The sequence below is a fragment of the Caulobacter sp. SL161 genome (assembly GCF_026672375.1).
In the GTDB taxonomy this organism is placed as follows: Bacteria; Pseudomonadota; Alphaproteobacteria; order Caulobacterales; family Caulobacteraceae; genus Caulobacter.
The window spans coordinates 974,961-989,572 of sequence record NZ_JAPPRA010000001.1; the positions used below are offsets into that span (position 1 = coordinate 974,961).

At 69.1% G+C, this 14,612-nt stretch carries 18 protein-coding genes; 15 read left to right on the forward strand and 3 right to left on the reverse strand.

Features of this window, described 5'->3' with window-relative positions; genetic code table 11:
- Positions 1–41 precede the first annotated feature (41 nt).
- A complete protein-coding gene (locus tag OVA11_RS04970; protein WP_268066454.1) occupies positions 42–1,580 on the forward strand; it encodes an acetolactate synthase large subunit in 1,539 nt (512 codons plus the stop codon).
- Positions 1,581–1,666: 86 nt separating this feature from the next.
- Here OVA11_RS04970 and OVA11_RS04975 read toward each other — a convergent pair whose 3' ends face one another.
- Positions 1,667–3,025 carry a hypothetical protein gene (locus OVA11_RS04975; protein ID WP_268066455.1) on the reverse strand — a complete coding sequence of 453 codons (1,359 nt, stop codon included), beginning with the start codon at positions 3,023–3,025 and terminating at the stop codon, positions 1,667–1,669.
- Between the two features lie 154 nt (positions 3,026–3,179).
- On the opposite strand from OVA11_RS04975, the gene OVA11_RS04980 reads away from it, so the two are divergent.
- The 7 genes from OVA11_RS04980 to OVA11_RS05010 are packed head-to-tail and all read left to right on the forward strand — an operon-like array spanning position 3,180 to position 8,329.
- On the forward strand, positions 3,180–4,277 hold the full coding sequence (locus OVA11_RS04980) for an MBL fold metallo-hydrolase (RefSeq protein WP_268066456.1): 1,098 nt from the start codon (positions 3,180–3,182) through the stop codon (positions 4,275–4,277).
- Between the two features lie 44 nt (positions 4,278–4,321).
- Positions 4,322–4,765 carry a MarR family winged helix-turn-helix transcriptional regulator gene (locus tag OVA11_RS04985; RefSeq protein ID WP_268066457.1) on the forward strand — a complete coding sequence of 148 codons (444 nt, stop codon included), beginning with the start codon at positions 4,322–4,324 and terminating at the stop codon, positions 4,763–4,765.
- Positions 4,762–5,532 carry an enoyl-CoA hydratase gene (locus OVA11_RS04990; RefSeq protein ID WP_268066458.1) on the forward strand — a complete coding sequence of 257 codons (771 nt, stop codon included), beginning with the start codon at positions 4,762–4,764 and terminating at the stop codon, positions 5,530–5,532. Before OVA11_RS04985 ends, OVA11_RS04990 begins: the two co-directional genes overlap by 4 nt.
- Before the next feature lie 3 nt (positions 5,533–5,535).
- Positions 5,536–5,952, forward strand: a complete 417-nt coding sequence (locus tag OVA11_RS04995; protein WP_268066459.1) for a DUF3995 domain-containing protein — start codon at positions 5,536–5,538, stop codon at positions 5,950–5,952.
- A gap of 36 nt (positions 5,953–5,988) precedes the next feature.
- Positions 5,989–6,960, forward strand: a complete 972-nt coding sequence (locus OVA11_RS05000) for an SDR family NAD(P)-dependent oxidoreductase (protein ID WP_268066460.1) — start codon at positions 5,989–5,991, stop codon at positions 6,958–6,960.
- Positions 6,960–7,475: a hypothetical protein gene (locus tag OVA11_RS05005; protein WP_268068894.1), complete on the forward strand. Its 516-nt coding sequence runs from the start codon at positions 6,960–6,962 to the stop codon at positions 7,473–7,475. Before OVA11_RS05000 ends, OVA11_RS05005 begins: the two co-directional genes overlap by 1 nt.
- Positions 7,472–8,329 (forward strand): SDR family oxidoreductase, encoded by an 858-nt coding sequence (locus tag OVA11_RS05010; protein ID WP_268066461.1) that lies wholly within the window; start codon positions 7,472–7,474, stop codon positions 8,327–8,329. Before OVA11_RS05005 ends, OVA11_RS05010 begins: the two co-directional genes overlap by 4 nt.
- Positions 8,330–8,417: 88 nt before the next feature.
- Here OVA11_RS05010 and OVA11_RS05015 read toward each other — a convergent pair whose 3' ends face one another.
- Complete coding sequence (locus OVA11_RS05015; protein ID WP_268066462.1) at positions 8,418–8,786, reverse strand: TfoX/Sxy family protein; 369 nt, start codon at positions 8,784–8,786, stop codon at positions 8,418–8,420.
- Between OVA11_RS05015 and OVA11_RS05020 the strand changes: the two genes are divergently transcribed.
- Entirely contained in the window at positions 8,776–9,255 is a 480-nt protein-coding gene (locus OVA11_RS05020) for a GNAT family N-acetyltransferase (RefSeq protein WP_268066463.1), read from the forward strand. The genes OVA11_RS05015 and OVA11_RS05020 overlap by 11 nt on opposite strands.
- Before the next feature lie 33 nt (positions 9,256–9,288).
- Here the strand turns inward: OVA11_RS05020 and OVA11_RS05025 are convergent, their stop codons facing one another.
- Positions 9,289–10,557, reverse strand: coding sequence for an MFS transporter (locus OVA11_RS05025; RefSeq protein WP_268066464.1), 1,269 nt, complete (start codon positions 10,555–10,557; stop codon positions 9,289–9,291).
- Positions 10,558–10,654: 97 nt separating this feature from the next.
- Between OVA11_RS05025 and OVA11_RS05030 the strand changes: the two genes are divergently transcribed.
- From OVA11_RS05030 to OVA11_RS05055, 6 genes are all read left to right on the forward strand, one after another.
- Positions 10,655–10,699 carry a hypothetical protein gene (locus tag OVA11_RS05030; protein WP_024265543.1) on the forward strand — a complete coding sequence of 15 codons (45 nt, stop codon included), beginning with the start codon at positions 10,655–10,657 and terminating at the stop codon, positions 10,697–10,699.
- A 62-nt stretch (positions 10,700–10,761) separates the two neighbouring features.
- Positions 10,762–11,292 (forward strand): GNAT family N-acetyltransferase, encoded by a 531-nt coding sequence (locus tag OVA11_RS05035; RefSeq protein ID WP_268066465.1) that lies wholly within the window; start codon positions 10,762–10,764, stop codon positions 11,290–11,292.
- 32 nt (positions 11,293–11,324) lie between these two features.
- On the forward strand, positions 11,325–11,888 hold the full coding sequence (locus OVA11_RS05040; RefSeq protein WP_268066466.1) for a DUF1285 domain-containing protein: 564 nt from the start codon (positions 11,325–11,327) through the stop codon (positions 11,886–11,888).
- A complete protein-coding gene (locus OVA11_RS05045) occupies positions 11,885–12,535 on the forward strand; it encodes a CoA pyrophosphatase (RefSeq protein ID WP_268066467.1) in 651 nt (216 codons plus the stop codon). The genes OVA11_RS05040 and OVA11_RS05045 overlap by 4 nt, the downstream gene beginning before the upstream one ends.
- Before the next feature lie 92 nt (positions 12,536–12,627).
- On the forward strand, positions 12,628–13,881 hold the full coding sequence (locus tag OVA11_RS05050) for a CCA tRNA nucleotidyltransferase (protein ID WP_268066468.1): 1,254 nt from the start codon (positions 12,628–12,630) through the stop codon (positions 13,879–13,881).
- A gap of 20 nt (positions 13,882–13,901) precedes the next feature.
- On the forward strand, positions 13,902–14,606 hold the full coding sequence (locus tag OVA11_RS05055) for a glutamine amidotransferase-related protein (protein WP_268068895.1): 705 nt from the start codon (positions 13,902–13,904) through the stop codon (positions 14,604–14,606).
- The last annotated feature ends 6 nt before the right edge of the window (positions 14,607–14,612 follow it).

The following is a 14,612-nucleotide window of genomic DNA, read 5'->3' on the forward strand; positions in this document are numbered from 1 at the left end:
GCGAAATGTCGGAAGGAAGGGGCACAGGTACGGAGAAGACCATGAACGGCGCGGACGCCCTGATCACCACCCTGGCCGACAACGGCGTGATCGCCTGTTTCGCCAATCCCGGCACCAGCGAGATGCAGTTCGTCTCAGCCCTGGACCGCGAGCCGCGCATGCGCAGCGTGCTCTGCCTGTTCGAGGGCGTGGCGACCGGCGCCGCCGACGGCTATGGCCGGATGGCCGGCAAGCCCGCCTGCACCCTGCTGCATCTGGGGCCCGGCTACGCCAACGGCGCGGCCAACCTGCACAACGCCCGCCGCGCCTTCACGCCGGTGGTCAATGTGATCGGCGACCACGCCACCTATCACCGCGACTTCGATGCGCCCCTGAACAGCGACATCGCCGCCCTGGCCGCGCCCAATTCGCTGTGGGTCAAGTCGGCTGAGACCGCCGACAGCGTCGGGCCGCTGGCCGCCGAGGCGATCGTCGCCGCCTACGGGACGCCGGGCGGCAACGCCTGTCTCGTCCTGCCCGCCGATGCGGCCTGGAACGAAGCGACCGTGAAGGGGCCGGTGGTGACGCCGCCCGCCTTCGCCGCGCCGGACGCCTCAGCCGTCGACGCAGTCGCCAAGGCGCTGGGCGGCGCGACCAAGCCCGTGCTGCTGCTGGGCTCGGGCGCGTGCGGCGAGGCGGCGCTGGCGGCGGCCGGACGGCTGTCAGCCCACGGCGTGCGCGTGCTGACCGACACCTTCACCGCCCGCCAGGCGCGGGGCGAGGGCCGTTTCCGTCCCGACAAGCTGCCCTATTTCGGCGAGCTGGCCCTGAAGGACCTCGACGGCGTCGACCTGATGGTGCTGGTCGCCACCCAAACGCCGGTCGCGTTCTTCGCCTATCCCGACCGCCCCAGCGTGCTGGTGCCTGAGGGCTGCTCGGTCGAGACCCTGTGCGGTCGCGAGGTCGATGCGGCCGCCGCGCTGAACGCCCTGGCCGACGCGCTAGGCGCGCCCGCCGCCGGCTCCGTCGAGACCTACGCCGCCCCGGACGCGCCGGCCGGACGTCTGGACGCCTGGGCCATCGGCGCGGCGATCGCGCGGCACATGCCCACGAACACGATCATCTCGGATGACGCGGTGACGGCGGGCCTGCCGATCTTCACCCAGACCAAGGCCGCCCGGGCGCACGACTGGCTGTCTTTGACCGGCGGCGCGATCGGCCAGGGCATCCCGCTGGCGATCGGCGCGGCGGTGGCCTGTCCGGACCGCAAGGTCCTGGCCCTGACCGGCGACGGCGCGGGCATGTACACGGTCCAGGGCCTCTGGACGGTGGTCCGCGAAAAGCTGGACGTGACCGTGGTGGTCTTCGCCAACCACGCCTACCGCATCCTCGGCATTGAGCTGGGCCGCACGGGCGCCGGCAATCCGGGTCCCGCCGCCGCAAAGCTGCTGGATCTGGGCGATCCGCGCATCGATTGGGTGAAGCTGGCCGAAGGCCTGGGCATGGCCGCCGAGCGGGTCGCCACCGCCGAGGCCTTCGACGAGGCCTTCGCTCGCGCCATGGCCACGCCGGGTCCGCGCCTGATCGAAGCGGCGATGTAGGCCGGCGCCTCTCGCCCCCTCTCCGCCCAAAGAAAAACCCGCCCGGATCGCTCCGGGCGGGCTCTTTTTTCAGGCCGTGACCTGGATCAGGCCTTCGGCTTGTTGGTCGGCAGCTTGCAGCCGCCGCCGATGCCCTTGGCCTGCGTGCAGGACAGGAACTCCTTGGCGGCCGGCTTGGCCACGCCGATCGGATAACCCAGGACCCAGCCCGGCAGGCCGTCCGAGCAGGCCACTTCGATGAAGCCCTCGGTATCGGTCGAGCCGATCACGCGGGCGTCCGAGACCTGGCACGAGGCCTTGTTGAAGCCGATCAGATCCTTGGTCAGGCGGGCGTACTGCGTGTCCTTCTTGGTGAACGAGCAGCGGAAGCCGTTCATCTCGGCGGTCAGGCAGTCAAAGACCTTGCCGTCGGTGGCGGTGAACACGGCGATGCCGCCGACGTCGCTGCCCTTGCATTTCAGCTCGACGATTTCCTTCTTGGGATCGTTCGTCGGCAGCAGGCCGTATTTCTCGACGTCGCAGGTGAAACCGGCCTTGCCGGCCAGCTTGCTGTAGAAGCCGGCTTGCTCGGTCTGAGCGGCCACCGCGTCGGTCATGGTGCAGCCGCCGCCGACGAAGCCGGCCTGGGCGCACGGGATGGCGCGGTTGAAGGCCCCGGTGGCCGAGGTCTGCTGGTAGATGTAGCCCTTGCCGTCGTCGCAGGCGACTTCGAAGTAGTTGTCGGCCTTGGTGCTGAGGACGTAGCGCTTGTCCTTGATCGCGCACTTGGTGCCGGCGGCCGCAGCGGCCGTGTTCAGCGTGTCGACGATCTGCAGCTGGGTCTGACGGTTGGTCAGCTTGCAGCTGACATTGCCGCCTTCTTCGTACAGCAGGCAGCTGTTGACCGCGACTTCGCCGCCGATGTTCATCGGCGCGGTGGTCTGGACGACATAGCCCGCGCCGCCCTTACAGGCGACTTCGAAGTACGAGTTCTTGGCGCCCGTGCCGATGGCGCGGGTGTTCTCGATCTCGCACGAGGCGCCGCCCTTCTTGAGGTAGGCGTCGAGGCCCGCGCCGGGGTTGGCGTTGCCCGGCAGGATACAGGCCAGACCGCCGACCTTGCCGTCCGGACCCGGCTGGCTCGACTCGAGGCAGCTGTAGACTTGCGGTGCGGTGTCCTTCTTGGCGACGAGCGCGAAGCCCATGCCTTCGTTACACGCGACTTCGAAGTACTTGGCGCCCGCCTTCTTGTCCTCGCCGATATAGCGAGCGTCCGACACGGTGCAGCTGGCGCCGCTGGCCTGCATGATGGCCGGCGCTTCCTTCATGCCCGCTTCACGCGCCTTGGCGTCGATGGCGGGCTTGCCCTTCTGTTCCTTCTGCGCCGAAATGACGGCGGACGGAACGAGTACGGCGACCGCGAGGGCGGCCGTCAGGCCGATCGCGAAAGGCCTCATGGGATACATCTCCTGGGTGGATTCCTCGCGCGGACATAAGCGCGTGCTTGCATCGGGGGTCAAGATGCCCTCCGACCTAGGCATGATCGTGACAGCCCCCAGGGGCAAAAAATGGGTAAGATCCGGAATAAGCGTCGGTCAAAGGGCGCGCGGAGGGAGTGAAATGCGCGACGGGTTCGAAGACGACACGACAGAATCGGTGTCGGAACCGAAGAAGGCCGGACGACTCGTCTATCCCTTCGAGACGGCGCCGGAGCAGGGCTCTGGCCAGGCGGTCGAGGTCGCGCCGGGCGTTCTGTGGCTGCGCATGCCGCTGGGCGGCTCGCTGCAGTTCATCAATGTCTGGGCCATCGAGGATGGCGAGGGCTGGGCGGTGGTCGATACCGGCGTTCAGACCCGCGAGACCAGCCAGGCCTGGCGCGCCGCCTTCACCGAGGCGCTGGGCGGCAAGCCGATCACCCGCGTGATCGTCACCCACCTGCATCCGGACCACATCGGCCTGGCCGGTTGGATGACGCGCAAGTTCGACTGCCGGCTGTGGATGACGCGGCTGGAATACTTCCAGTGCCGCATGCTGGTGGCCGACACCGGCCGCGAGGCGCCGGAAGACGGGGTGCGGTTCTTCCGCGCCGCCGGCTGGGACGAGGACGCCATCGAGAACTACAAGGCCCGCTTCGGCGGCTTCGGCAAGGCGATCTACGCCCTGCCCGACAGCTATCGCCGCCTGAGCGACGGTGAGGACTTCGACATCGGCGGGCGCATCTGGCGCGTCGTGACGGGGCAAGGCCATTCGCCGGACCACGCCTGTCTGTGGTGTCCGGAACTCAAGCTCTTGATTTCCGGTGACCAGGTGCTGCCGCGCATCTCGTCCAACGTCTCGGTGTTCCCGACCGAGCCGGACGCCGACCCGCTGTCGGACTGGCTGCGCTCCCTGGCCAAGGTCAAGGCGACCGTGCCCGACGAGGTGATCGTGCTGCCCGCGCACAACGATCCCTTTGAGGGCCTGCACACGCGGATCGACGCGCTGATCTCCGGCCACGAGCGGGGTCTGGCGCGGCTGGAGAAGAAGCTTTCCGAGCGCAAGCGCGTGGTCGACACCTTCGGCGCGCTGTTCGCGCGTCCCATCGGGCCTGACCTTCTGGGCATGGCGACCGGCGAGGCCCTGGCCCACCTCAACTGCCTGATCCGGCGCGGACGGGTGAAGCGCGAGGTCGATGGCGAAGGGGTGGCCTGGTACGCGGCGAATTCTAGCGAAGCTTAAAAACGACCGTTTGACATTTCGCATGTGAAATATACGGTTGACGCATGTCCACGCCGCCCAACCGTCGACTGGTCTTTCTGCTGAACGCCGGCCACCGGCGGGTGCAGCGCTGGATCGAAGGCAGGATGGCGGCCGAAGGCGGGCTGACGGCCGCGCAGTCCGGCGTGCTGTTCTTCCTCGGCGAACGGGACGGCGCCCTGATCGGTGAGGCGGCCGACGCGCTCGATCTGGCCCCTTCGGCCATGACCGGCCTGATCGACCGCATGGCCCGGGCCGAGCTGGTCGAGCGCCGCGCCGACGCCAAGGACGGCCGCGCCATGCACCTGCACCTGACCGACAAGGGCCGCGCCGCCCGCGATACGGCCAAGGCCGGGCTTCGCGGCGTCAACGCTCAACTCACCGAAGGCTTCACGGACGAGGAAATCAGCGTGGTCTCGCGCTGGCTCGCCAGCCTGCAGACCAAGTTCCCCAAGGGAGATGCGCAATGACCGACCATGTGACGGTGCAGATCGACGCCGGCGTGATGACCCTCACCCTGGCGCGCCCGGAAAAGAAGAACGCCCTGTCCAACGCCATGTACGGCGTGCTGGCCGACAGCCTGGAGGCGGCCGAGAAGGATCCGGCCATCCGCGTGGTGGTCTTCCAGGGCGACGGCGACAGCTTCACCGCCGGCAACGACCTGCAGGACTTCGCCGCCCAGGCCACCGGCGCCTTCAGCGGCGAGCGGCACGTGACCCGGTTCCTGAAGGCCCTGGCGAACGCCACCCGGCCGCTGGTCGCGGCCGTGCAGGGCCAGGACGTCGGCGTGGGGACGACCATGCTGCTGCACTGCGACCTGGTGTTCGTCAGCCCCGACGCGCGCCTGACCACCCCGTTCGTCAACCTGGCCCTGGTGCCGGAGGCCGCGTCCAGCTGGCTGCTGCCCGCCCGCATCGGCCACGCCCGCGCCTACGCTATGTTCGCCCTGGGCGAGGCGGTGGACGGGGCCACGGCCGTGGCCTGGGGCCTGGCCAACGGCCTGGCGGAGGGCGATGAGCTGCGGGCGCGCGCCCGGGCCGCCGCAGACCAGCTGGCCAAGCGTCCGCTAGGCGCCCTGACCGTGACCAAGCGCCTGATGCGCGACGCCGAGAAGATCGCCCAGCTGATGGACACCGAGGGCGCGGAGTTCGCCGCGCGCCTGCAGACCGCCGAAGCCCGCGAAGCCTTCATGGCCTTCGCCGAACGCCGGGCGCCCGACTTCAGCAAGGCCGGCTAGGCCGTGCTGCTGGCCCTGCTGCTGACCGGGGTCTTCTTGCTGCTCGCGGGCGTCCATCTTTACTGGGCGTTCGGCGGCCGGTGGCCCGGCCATGACGAGGCCTCGCTGGTCGAGCATGTGGTGGGCCGCACGCGCGACATGAAGGCGCCGAGCCCGCTGGCCTGCGTCGCCGTGGCCCTGGCGCTGATGGCGGGCGGCGGGCTGGTCCTGGCTTCGGTCTGGCCGCCTGCGCCTCTGGAGCCTTGGCTGGACGCCGGCCGCTGGGCGCTGTTCGCCGTCTTCGCCGCCCGGGGTGTGGCCACCTATGTTCCGCGGATCTTTCGCTATGCCGAGGGCACGCCGTTCTGGCGGCTGAACCGGCGGGCCTATGGTCCCCTCTGCCTTGCGATCGCTCTGGGGATTTGCGCGATCCAGATGTAGCGTAGCCGACATAACAACAAGCGGGAGGAAGCGGGCATGAGCGGACGGATCACATCGGCCTTTGGGGCTAAATCGACGGCGCGCGAGGTTGTCGCCGGGCATGACCTTTCCGGCCGCGTGGCCATCGTCACCGGCGCGGCCACCGGCATCGGGGTGGAGACCGCTCGCGCGCTGGCCCTGGCGGGCGCCGAAGTGATCATCGCCGCCCGCAAGCCGGAGCTCGGCGAAGAGGTCGCCAACGCCATCAACGAAGAGGCCGGCTCCAAGCGGGTCAGCTTCGGCATGCTGGATCTGTCCAGCCTGGAGGCCATCCGCCACTTCGCGAACGTCTGGGGCGACCGGCGGATCGACATCCTGATCAACAACGCCGCCGTCATGGCCAGTCCGCTGATGCGCACCACCGACGGCTTCGAGATGCAGTTCGGCACCAATCACCTGGGCCATTTCCTGCTGTCGGTGCTGCTGGCCCCGAACCTGATCGCCGGCGCGAAAGCCAGCGGCAAACCCTCGCGGCTGGTGTCGCTTTCGTCGATCGGCCACCGGCGCTCGGGGATCCATTTCGACGATCCCAACTACAACACCCGCCCCTACGAAAAGTGGGAGGCCTATGGTCAGGCCAAGACCGCAAACAGCCTGTTCGCCGTCGGCTTCGACAAGCGCTTCAAGGACCAGGGCGTCCACGCCAACGCCGTCATGCCGGGCGGCATCCTGACGCCGCTGCAGCGCCACCTGCCGATCGAAGAGCAGCGCGCCCTGGGCTGGCTGGACGAGAACGACCAGCCGCGCGAAGGCTTCAAGACGACCGAGCAGGGCGCGGCCACCAGCGTCTGGGCCGCCGTCGGCGCCGAGCTGGAAGGCGTCGGCGGGCTCTATCTGGAGGATTGCAACCAGGCGCTACCCTGGAGCAAGGAGAACCCCTGGACCGGCGTCATGCCGCACGCCCTGGACCCCGAGGCCGCCGATCGGCTCTGGGACCTTTCGGTCGACATCGTCGGGGCCGGCGCGTGATGGAGCGCGCCTCGGCGCTGCGCCTCGCGGGCGTGGCGGTGCTGCTGGGCGTGGCGATCGATGTCGTCGCGCCCTTCCTGATCTATCCGCGCCTGGTCGAGCCGCAGCCGCATCTTGTCTACACGCTGATCGACCTTCTGCTGCTGATCGGCATGCTGGGCGCCCGGGCCCTGACTGCGCGCGCCACGGGCCCGCTGGGGCTCGCAGGCTTCGTCCTGGCGATCCTGGGCGTCCTGCTGGTGCGGACCTCGTCTGCCGAGGTGTTCGGCGAGGCGTCCTACATGATCGCGTCCGCCATCTGGTCGATCGGCATGGTGGTCTGGGCCGTGGACCTCTTGCGGGCGCGCGTGCTGCGGCTTGCGGCGGGCTTCTGGATCGCGGCCCTGGTCGTCGGACTTGTCGGTCTGGCGTTGAAGGATCACGGCCCGATCGCCCACATGGCCAAGATGACCTTCCTGCTCGGCTTCGCCGTCGTCGGCGTCCAACTGTTCAAAACCCGTGGAGACCCCGCATGAGCCTCAAGAACAAGACCCTGTTCGTCACCGGCGCCTCGCGCGGCATCGGTCTGGCCATCGCCGTGCGCGCCGCCCGCGACGGGGCCAATGTGGTGATCGCGGCCAAGACCGCCGAGGCTCATCCCAAGCTGCCCGGCACCATCTACACCGCCGCCAAGGAAATCGAGGACGCGGGCGGCAAGGCCCTGCCGCTGGTCGTCGACGTACGTGAGGAGTCCAGCGTGCAGGAGGCGGTCGACAAGGCCGTGGCCCAGTTCGGCGGCATCGACATCTGCGTCAACAACGCCTCGGCCATCTCGCTGACGCCCACCCTGATGACCGACATGAAGCGCTATGACCTGATGCACCAGATCAATACGCGCGGCACGTTCGTCACCTCCAAGGCCTGTATCCCGCACCTGAAGAACGCCGAGAACCCGCACGTCCTGATGCTGTCGCCGCCGCTGGACATGTCGCCGCGCTGGTTCGGCTCGCATGTGGCCTACACCATGGCCAAGTTCGGCATGTCGATGTGCGTGCTGGGCATGGCCGAGGAGTTCAAACCCGACGGGATCGCCTTCAACGCCCTGTGGCCGCGCACCGGCATCGCCACGGCGGCCATCCAGTTCGCCCTGACCGGCGAGGAAGGCCTGCGCCATTGCCGCACGCCCGAGATCATGGCCGACGCAGCCTATGGGATCTTCAACAAGCCTTCGCGCGACTTCAGCGGCAACTTCCTGATCGACGACACCTTCCTGTACGGCGAGGGCGTGCGCGACTTCGATCATTACAAGGTCGACCCGACCGCCAGCCTGATGCCGGACTTCTTCGTGCCGGAAAGCAGCGAGCCGCCGCCCGGGGTGAAGATCGGATGATCGAGACCCTCTCCCAGAGGGAGAGGAGAGCGGTGGGAGGTGAGGGGTTTCGTCGGTCGACGTCTTGCCCCCTCTCCCTCCCACGCTTTCAGCGCGTGCCCCGCCCTCTCCCCTTGGGAGAGGGTTTCTGTTTGCGCGCCGCCACGGCCAGAGACTTCCGCGCCCAGTCCAGCAGGAGATCCTGGTCGTCCAGCGCCTCGGCAGGCGCGGTCCAGTAGGCCATGGTCTTGCCGTCCTCGAACGGCGCGAAGGCCTCTGACCCGGCGGCCTCGAACGCAGGCTTGAGGGCCTCGTCGCCCTTCAGATAGAGCACGTCGTCGGCGATCAGGGCGAAGAACAGGCCGTTCGCATAAATCCCGACTCCGCCGAACATGCGCCGGGCGCTGACCTGCCCCAACGGGGCCAGCAGCTCCAGAACGAAGTCCCTGTAGTCGTCGGATACCGCCATGCCCGTCACCGTCCGTCCCGCCACGCCCGCCGACGCGGGCCTGATCCACCAGTTCATCCTCGATCTGGCCGAGTATGAGAAGCTGCTCGACACCGTCCAGGCGACGCAGGCCGACACGGCCGCGGCCCTGTTCGGCGACAAGGCCCGGGCCTTCGCCGACATCGCCGAGATCGACGGCCAGCCGGTGGGCTTTGCGCTGTGGTTCTACAACTACTCCACCTTCGTGGGGCGGCACGGGATCTATCTGGAGGACCTGTTCGTGCGGCCGTCGGCGCGGGGCTCGGGCGCAGGCAAGGCGTTGCTGGCCAGCCTGGCCAGGCGCTGCGTCGACGAGGGCCTGGGCCGCCTGGAATGGACGGTGCTGGACTGGAACGCCCCGTCGATCGCCTTCTATGACAGCCTGGGCGCGGCGGCGATGGACGAATGGATCATCCGCCGCCTGACCGGCGAGCCGCTGCGCAAGCTGGCGGGCGCCTGATGACCTCCTCCCTCGCGTAGCGGGGGAGGAGGGTCACTCCAGCCGATCGGCCTTCCGCAGCTCCGGGAACAGGAACGCCCAGATGGCGGTCACCGCCATGGCCCCGACCCCGCCAAACACCGCCGCGCCGATTGGGCCCAGCAGCCAGGCGGCGGCGCCGCTCTCGACCTCGCCCAGCTCGTTGGAGGCGCTGATGAACACGCCGGAGACAGCGGCGACGCGGCCGCGCATGGCGTCGGGCGTGACGATCTGCACCAGGGTCTGGCGGACATAGACGCTGAGCATGTCGGCCCCGCCCAGCACCGCCAAAGCCGCCACCGACAGCCAGACCAGCTTGGAGAGGCCAAAGACCACGGTGGCGAGGCCGAAGACCGCGACGCCGGCGAACATGATCTTGCCGGCGTGGCGGCGGATCGGGTTGGCCGCCAGATAGAGCCCGACCAGGCAGGCGCCGATCGCCGGCGCGGCGCGCAGCAGGCCAAAGCCGCCGGGGCCGATGTGCAGCACGTCCTTGGCGAACACCGGCAGCAGGGCCGTCGCGCCGCCCAGGATCACCGCGAACAGGTCCAGCGAGATCGAGCCGAATACGATCTTGTTGTTCCAGACATAGGCCAGCCCCTCCTGGATCAGCTCCATGCGCGAGCCGGGCTGCGGCTCGGGCTTGGTGGGCTTGCGGATCGAGAGGGCCAGCAGGGCCGCGACCAGATAGAGGCCGAACGCGGCCCCGAAGGCCAGGGCCGGCGAATGGATCAGCAGGAGGCCGCCGAGCGCCGGGCCCCCGATCGATCCGGCCTGCCAGGACAGCGAGTTCCAGGCGATGGCGCGCGGCAGCAGCGGCCGCGGCACCAGCATCGGGCCCATGGCGCTGCTGGCCGGCGAGAGAAAGGCGCGGCTGGCGCCGAACAGCACCGAGATGGCGAAGACCGGCCACAGCTGGTGCGAGCCCATCAGGGCCAGGACCAGCAGCACCCCGGCGCTGATCGCGTCCAGGGCCAGAGTGGCGGCCACGATCAGCTTGCGTGTCCGGCGGTCGGCGGTCTCGCCCGCCACCAGGGTCAGCAGGAACAGCGGCAGGAATTGCGCGAGACCGATCATGCTGACCAGGAACGCCGACTCGCCGACCGAGCGGGTCAGGCGGGCGATGGCGTAGACCTGCCAGCCCAGGGCCACCGACTGGATCTGCACGCCCAGGGTAGAGACAAATCGCGCCGCCCAGAACAGGAGGAAGTCACGCTCCCGCAACAGGGCGCGGGTAGGGTTCTCGAGCGCGGGCTCGGACGGCGGGGCGGCGGTGTCGGACATGGCCGCCGAACATACGGCCAAGTCGTCGCACCGCAACGTTATTGACCTCGCAAAGGCTTGGCCCTACAGCGCGCGCATCTTCTGGAGGTTTTCAGGCATGCGACGCCTGCGACGAATGAAGCGCGAACGCGCCACGATCTGAAGCCCTCCCGCGCGCCTTCGTGTCGGGAGCCCCCGACGCCCTTTCGCATTTCCCGAAGGCCGATGACCTCCGTTCAAAAGTCCGTTTCTCCCGAGCCCTATCCGCCGCTGGTCCTCGAGACCCCGGCGATGGAAGCCGCTGTCACCGCATTGATCGACCGGGTCTTCGGCCCTGGCCGGTTCGCCAAGTCGTCCGAGCGCCTGCGCGAGGGCAATACTCTGCTGGCCGACTGCTCGTTCGTGTCGCTGCGGGACGGTGCGCCCGTCGGCTGCGTGCGGATGTGGCCCGTGACGATCGGCGGCGAGCCGGTCGCCTTCCTCGGGCCGCTGGCCGTCGATCCCGATGAGCGCAGCGCGGGCCTTGGCCAGGCGCTGGTCGAGGCCGCCTGCGAGGCCGCCCGCGCCGCCGGCTGGCGGGCGGTGCTGCTGGTGGGCGACGGCCCCTATTTCGGACGGGTCGGCTTCACCAACGCCCATACGCCCGGCGTCATCATGCCCGGACCGGTGGATCAGCGGCGCGTGCTGCTGCTGCCGCTGCGCGACGGCGGGGATCAAGGCCTGTCCGGCCCTGTCGCCGTTGACCCTCGCGCTTGAGCCGGAGCCCCTGACGGCCTAACTGAACGGGCATGACCGACACGCCCTTCAAGTCTGGCCTGGATGGCGTCGCTCAGTCCGTGAAAGCGGCGGGCGAGCGCGGCCTGCCGCCCGTCCACCTCTGGAACCCGCCCCACTGCGGCGAGATCGACATCCGCATCCGCAAGGACGGGGTCTGGTTCCACGAGGGCACGCCGATCGGCCGCGAGGCGCTGGTGCGCCTGTTCTCGAGCGTTTTGCGCCTCGACCCGGACGGCTATCACCTGGTGACGCCGGTCGAGAAGATGAAGATCACCGTCGAGGACGCGCCGTTCATCGCCGTGCGCGTGGACCGCGAGGGCGAGGATCTGGTTTTCCAGACCAATGTCGGCGACACGGTCACGGCCGGCGCGGACAACCCGATCCGCGTCACGATCGACGCCGAGACCGGCGAGCCTCGCCCCTATGTCCACGTCCGCCGGGGCCTGGAGGCGCTGATCGCGCGTTCGGTGTTCTACGAGCTGGCCGAGACGGCGGTGGAAGAGGACGGCGTCTGGGGCGTGCGCTCGGGCGGGGCCTTCTTCCCGATCGCCGCGCCCGGCAAGGGGCCGGCATGACTCGCGAAGAGCGCCGCGCCTGGATCACCAGCCGCCTGCATCCGATCGCGGGTTACGATCCGAGCCTGGCCAACCCGCTGCGTTCGGACTTCGATCTCAATCCAGGCCTGAAGGTCGACAATCCCCACGCCCTGCGTCCCGCCGCCGTTCTGGTGGGACTGGTCGAGCACGACGATGGCCCGACCATTCTGCTGACTCGCCGTTCGGACACCCTGCGCAGCCACACCGGCCAGATCGCTTTCCCGGGCGGTCGCTGCGATCCGGGCGAGACGCCCTGGGGCACGGCCCTGCGCGAGGCGCAGGAGGAGGTCGGGCTGGACCCGGCCCTCGTCACGGTGGCGGGACTGCTGCACGGCTACCAGACCGTGACCGGCTTCCACGTCACCCCGGTCGTCGGCTTCATCGATCCCAAGGCGACCTTCACGCCCAGTCCCGAAGAGGTCGCCGACGTCTTCGAGACGCCGTTCGATTTCCTGATGGATCCGGCCAACCACCAGCGCCAGCACCGCGAGGTTCCGGGCGGGCCGCGCCGCCATTTCTACGCCATGCCCTGGAACGATCGGTTCATCTGGGGCGCGACGGCGGGCATGTTGCGGTCGCTCTACGAGGCCCTCCACGACGAAACCGGACGACCCGCCTCCGAATAGGGCGTTTCTTGTCTGGCGAAGCCGGGGTCTAGTGGCCTAACAATGTCGCCCCTTCGTTGGAGGGGATCGGACGCGTGAGTGGGAGTCAGGCGTTGAGCAGTGAAATGATCGGCAACGCGCCCTGGATCGCGCTTCCGGAGACCAAGGCGGTCATCGCCGCGCTGGAAGCGCGCGGCTATGCGGGCTGCGCGCGATTCGTCGGCGGATGCGTGCGCAACACGCTGATGGGTAAGCCGGTCGACGACATCGACATCGCCACGACCTTGACGCCCGATCTGGTCATCGACGCTCTGGAGCAGGCGGGCTTGCGGGCCATTCCGACCGGCGTCGACCACGGCACGATCACGGCGGTGTCGGGCGGGCGTCCGTATGAGATCACCACTCTGCGCAAGGACGTCTCGACCGACGGCCGCCGGGCGGTGGTGGCCTTCACCCAGGACTGGAACCAGGACGCCGAGCGGCGCGACTTCCGTTTCAACGCCCTCTATGCCGATCCTGAAGGCCGGGTCTATGACCCGACCGGCGAGGGGATCCGCGACGCCCATGAGGGCCGGGTGGTGTTCGTCGGCGATCCGATGACCCGCATCCGCGAGGACTATCTGCGTATCCTGCGCTTCTTCCGCTTCCAGGCCTGGTACGGCCGGGGCGAGCCGGACCAGAAGGGCCTGGCGGCGTGCAAGGCGCTGAAGGGCATGGTCTCGGGCCGCGCGGCCGAGCGCACCCAGAAGGAGCTGATGAAGATGCTGGCGGCGGACGATCCGCGTCCGGCCTTCCGCCTGATGGCCGCCACCAGCGTGCTGTCCTCGATCCTGCCGTCGGTGAAGTCGCTGGCCCGCTTCGAGGCCCTGGTCGGCATCGAGACCGAGCAGCTGTTCGAGAACGACCCCGACCTGCGCCTGGCGGCCCTGATTCCCGACGACCCCAAGGTCGCCGAGCAGCTGGCCGAGCGCCTGCGCCTGCCCAACAATGTCCGTGATCGCCTGGTCGAGGCCGTCGGCAAGAACCCGCGCGTCGTCTCGTGGATGAGCCCGCGCGAGGCGCGCCGGGCGGTCTATGGCCTGGGGACCCGCACCTTCTGCGATCGGATCAAGCTGGCCTGGGCGGGCTCTGGCCGTGACTCCACCGCGCCCCAGTGGCGCGCCCTGCTGGCCTTGGCCGAGACCTGGAACCCGCCGGCCTTCCCGCTGTCGGGCGAGGAGGTGATGAAGGCCGGGGTGCCCAAGGGGCCGATGGTCGGCGAGGTGATGCGCGAGATCGAGCTCTGGTGGATCGACCAGGACTTCATCGAGGACAAGTTCAGCGCCATCGAACGCCTGAAGGCCGTGGCCCAGGGCATGGTCTACTGATCGCCGTGGCGACGCGCATCTTGAAGATCGGCCTGCTGGAAACGGGCGAGCCGCCGGGCCCGCTCAAGGCGACCTACGGCGGTTATGGCTCGATGTTCGAGACGCTGCTGGGCGATGGCCACGCCTACCGCGCCTACGACGTCCAGCGCGGCGAGCTGCCGGCGCATCCGGCCGAGAACGACGCCTATGTGATCACCGGCTCCTCGGCGGGGGTCTATGATCCGTTGCCCTGGATCGAGCCGCTGAAGGCCTTCTTGCGGTCGGCCCGGGGCGCGACCCCCTTGGTCGGTGTCTGTTTTGGCCATCAGATCATGGCCGAGGCGTTCGGCGGTAAGGTCGAGAAGTCGCCCAAGGGCTGGGGCGTGGGCCTGCAGGCCTATGCGGTCGCCGAGCGCGCCGTCTGGATGGATGACGCCGCAGAGGTCGCCGTGCCGGGCTCGCACCAGGACCAGGTCGTGGACCTGCCGCCCACGGCGCGCGTCCTGGCCGGCAGCGCGTTCACGCCCTACGGCATCCTCGCCTATGACGACGCGCCGGCGATCTCGATGCAGTTCCACCCGGAGTTCGCGCCGGACTACGCCAAGGCCCTGATCGAGGCGCGGCGCGGGACGCGTTACACCGATCCGCAGGCCGATGCGGCGATCGCCAGCCTGGATAGTCCCAATGACCGGGCGCGGATGGCCGACTGGATCCGGCGGTTCCTCGCTCAAGAAACCGGGCGCTAACCTGAC

Coding starts and splice junctions, on each gene's coding strand:
- OVA11_RS04970 (WP_268066454.1), top strand. CDS start 42: ATGAACGGCGCGGACGCCCTGATCACCACCCTGGCCGACAACGGCGTG.
- OVA11_RS04975 (WP_268066455.1), bottom strand. CDS start 3,025: ATGTATCCCATGAGGCCTTTCGCGATCGGCCTGACGGCCGCCCTCGCG.
- OVA11_RS04980 (WP_268066456.1), top strand. CDS start 3,180: ATGCGCGACGGGTTCGAAGACGACACGACAGAATCGGTGTCGGAACCG.
- OVA11_RS04985 (WP_268066457.1), top strand. CDS start 4,322: ATGTCCACGCCGCCCAACCGTCGACTGGTCTTTCTGCTGAACGCCGGC.
- OVA11_RS04990 (WP_268066458.1), top strand. CDS start 4,762: ATGACCGACCATGTGACGGTGCAGATCGACGCCGGCGTGATGACCCTC.
- OVA11_RS05000 (WP_268066460.1), top strand. CDS start 5,989: ATGAGCGGACGGATCACATCGGCCTTTGGGGCTAAATCGACGGCGCGC.
- OVA11_RS05005 (WP_268068894.1), top strand. CDS start 6,960: ATGGAGCGCGCCTCGGCGCTGCGCCTCGCGGGCGTGGCGGTGCTGCTG.
- OVA11_RS05010 (WP_268066461.1), top strand. CDS start 7,472: ATGAGCCTCAAGAACAAGACCCTGTTCGTCACCGGCGCCTCGCGCGGC.
- OVA11_RS05020 (WP_268066463.1), top strand. CDS start 8,776: ATGCCCGTCACCGTCCGTCCCGCCACGCCCGCCGACGCGGGCCTGATC.
- OVA11_RS05025 (WP_268066464.1), bottom strand. CDS start 10,557: ATGTCCGACACCGCCGCCCCGCCGTCCGAGCCCGCGCTCGAGAACCCT.
- OVA11_RS05035 (WP_268066465.1), top strand. CDS start 10,762: ATGACCTCCGTTCAAAAGTCCGTTTCTCCCGAGCCCTATCCGCCGCTG.
- OVA11_RS05040 (WP_268066466.1), top strand. CDS start 11,325: ATGACCGACACGCCCTTCAAGTCTGGCCTGGATGGCGTCGCTCAGTCC.
- OVA11_RS05045 (WP_268066467.1), top strand. CDS start 11,885: ATGACTCGCGAAGAGCGCCGCGCCTGGATCACCAGCCGCCTGCATCCG.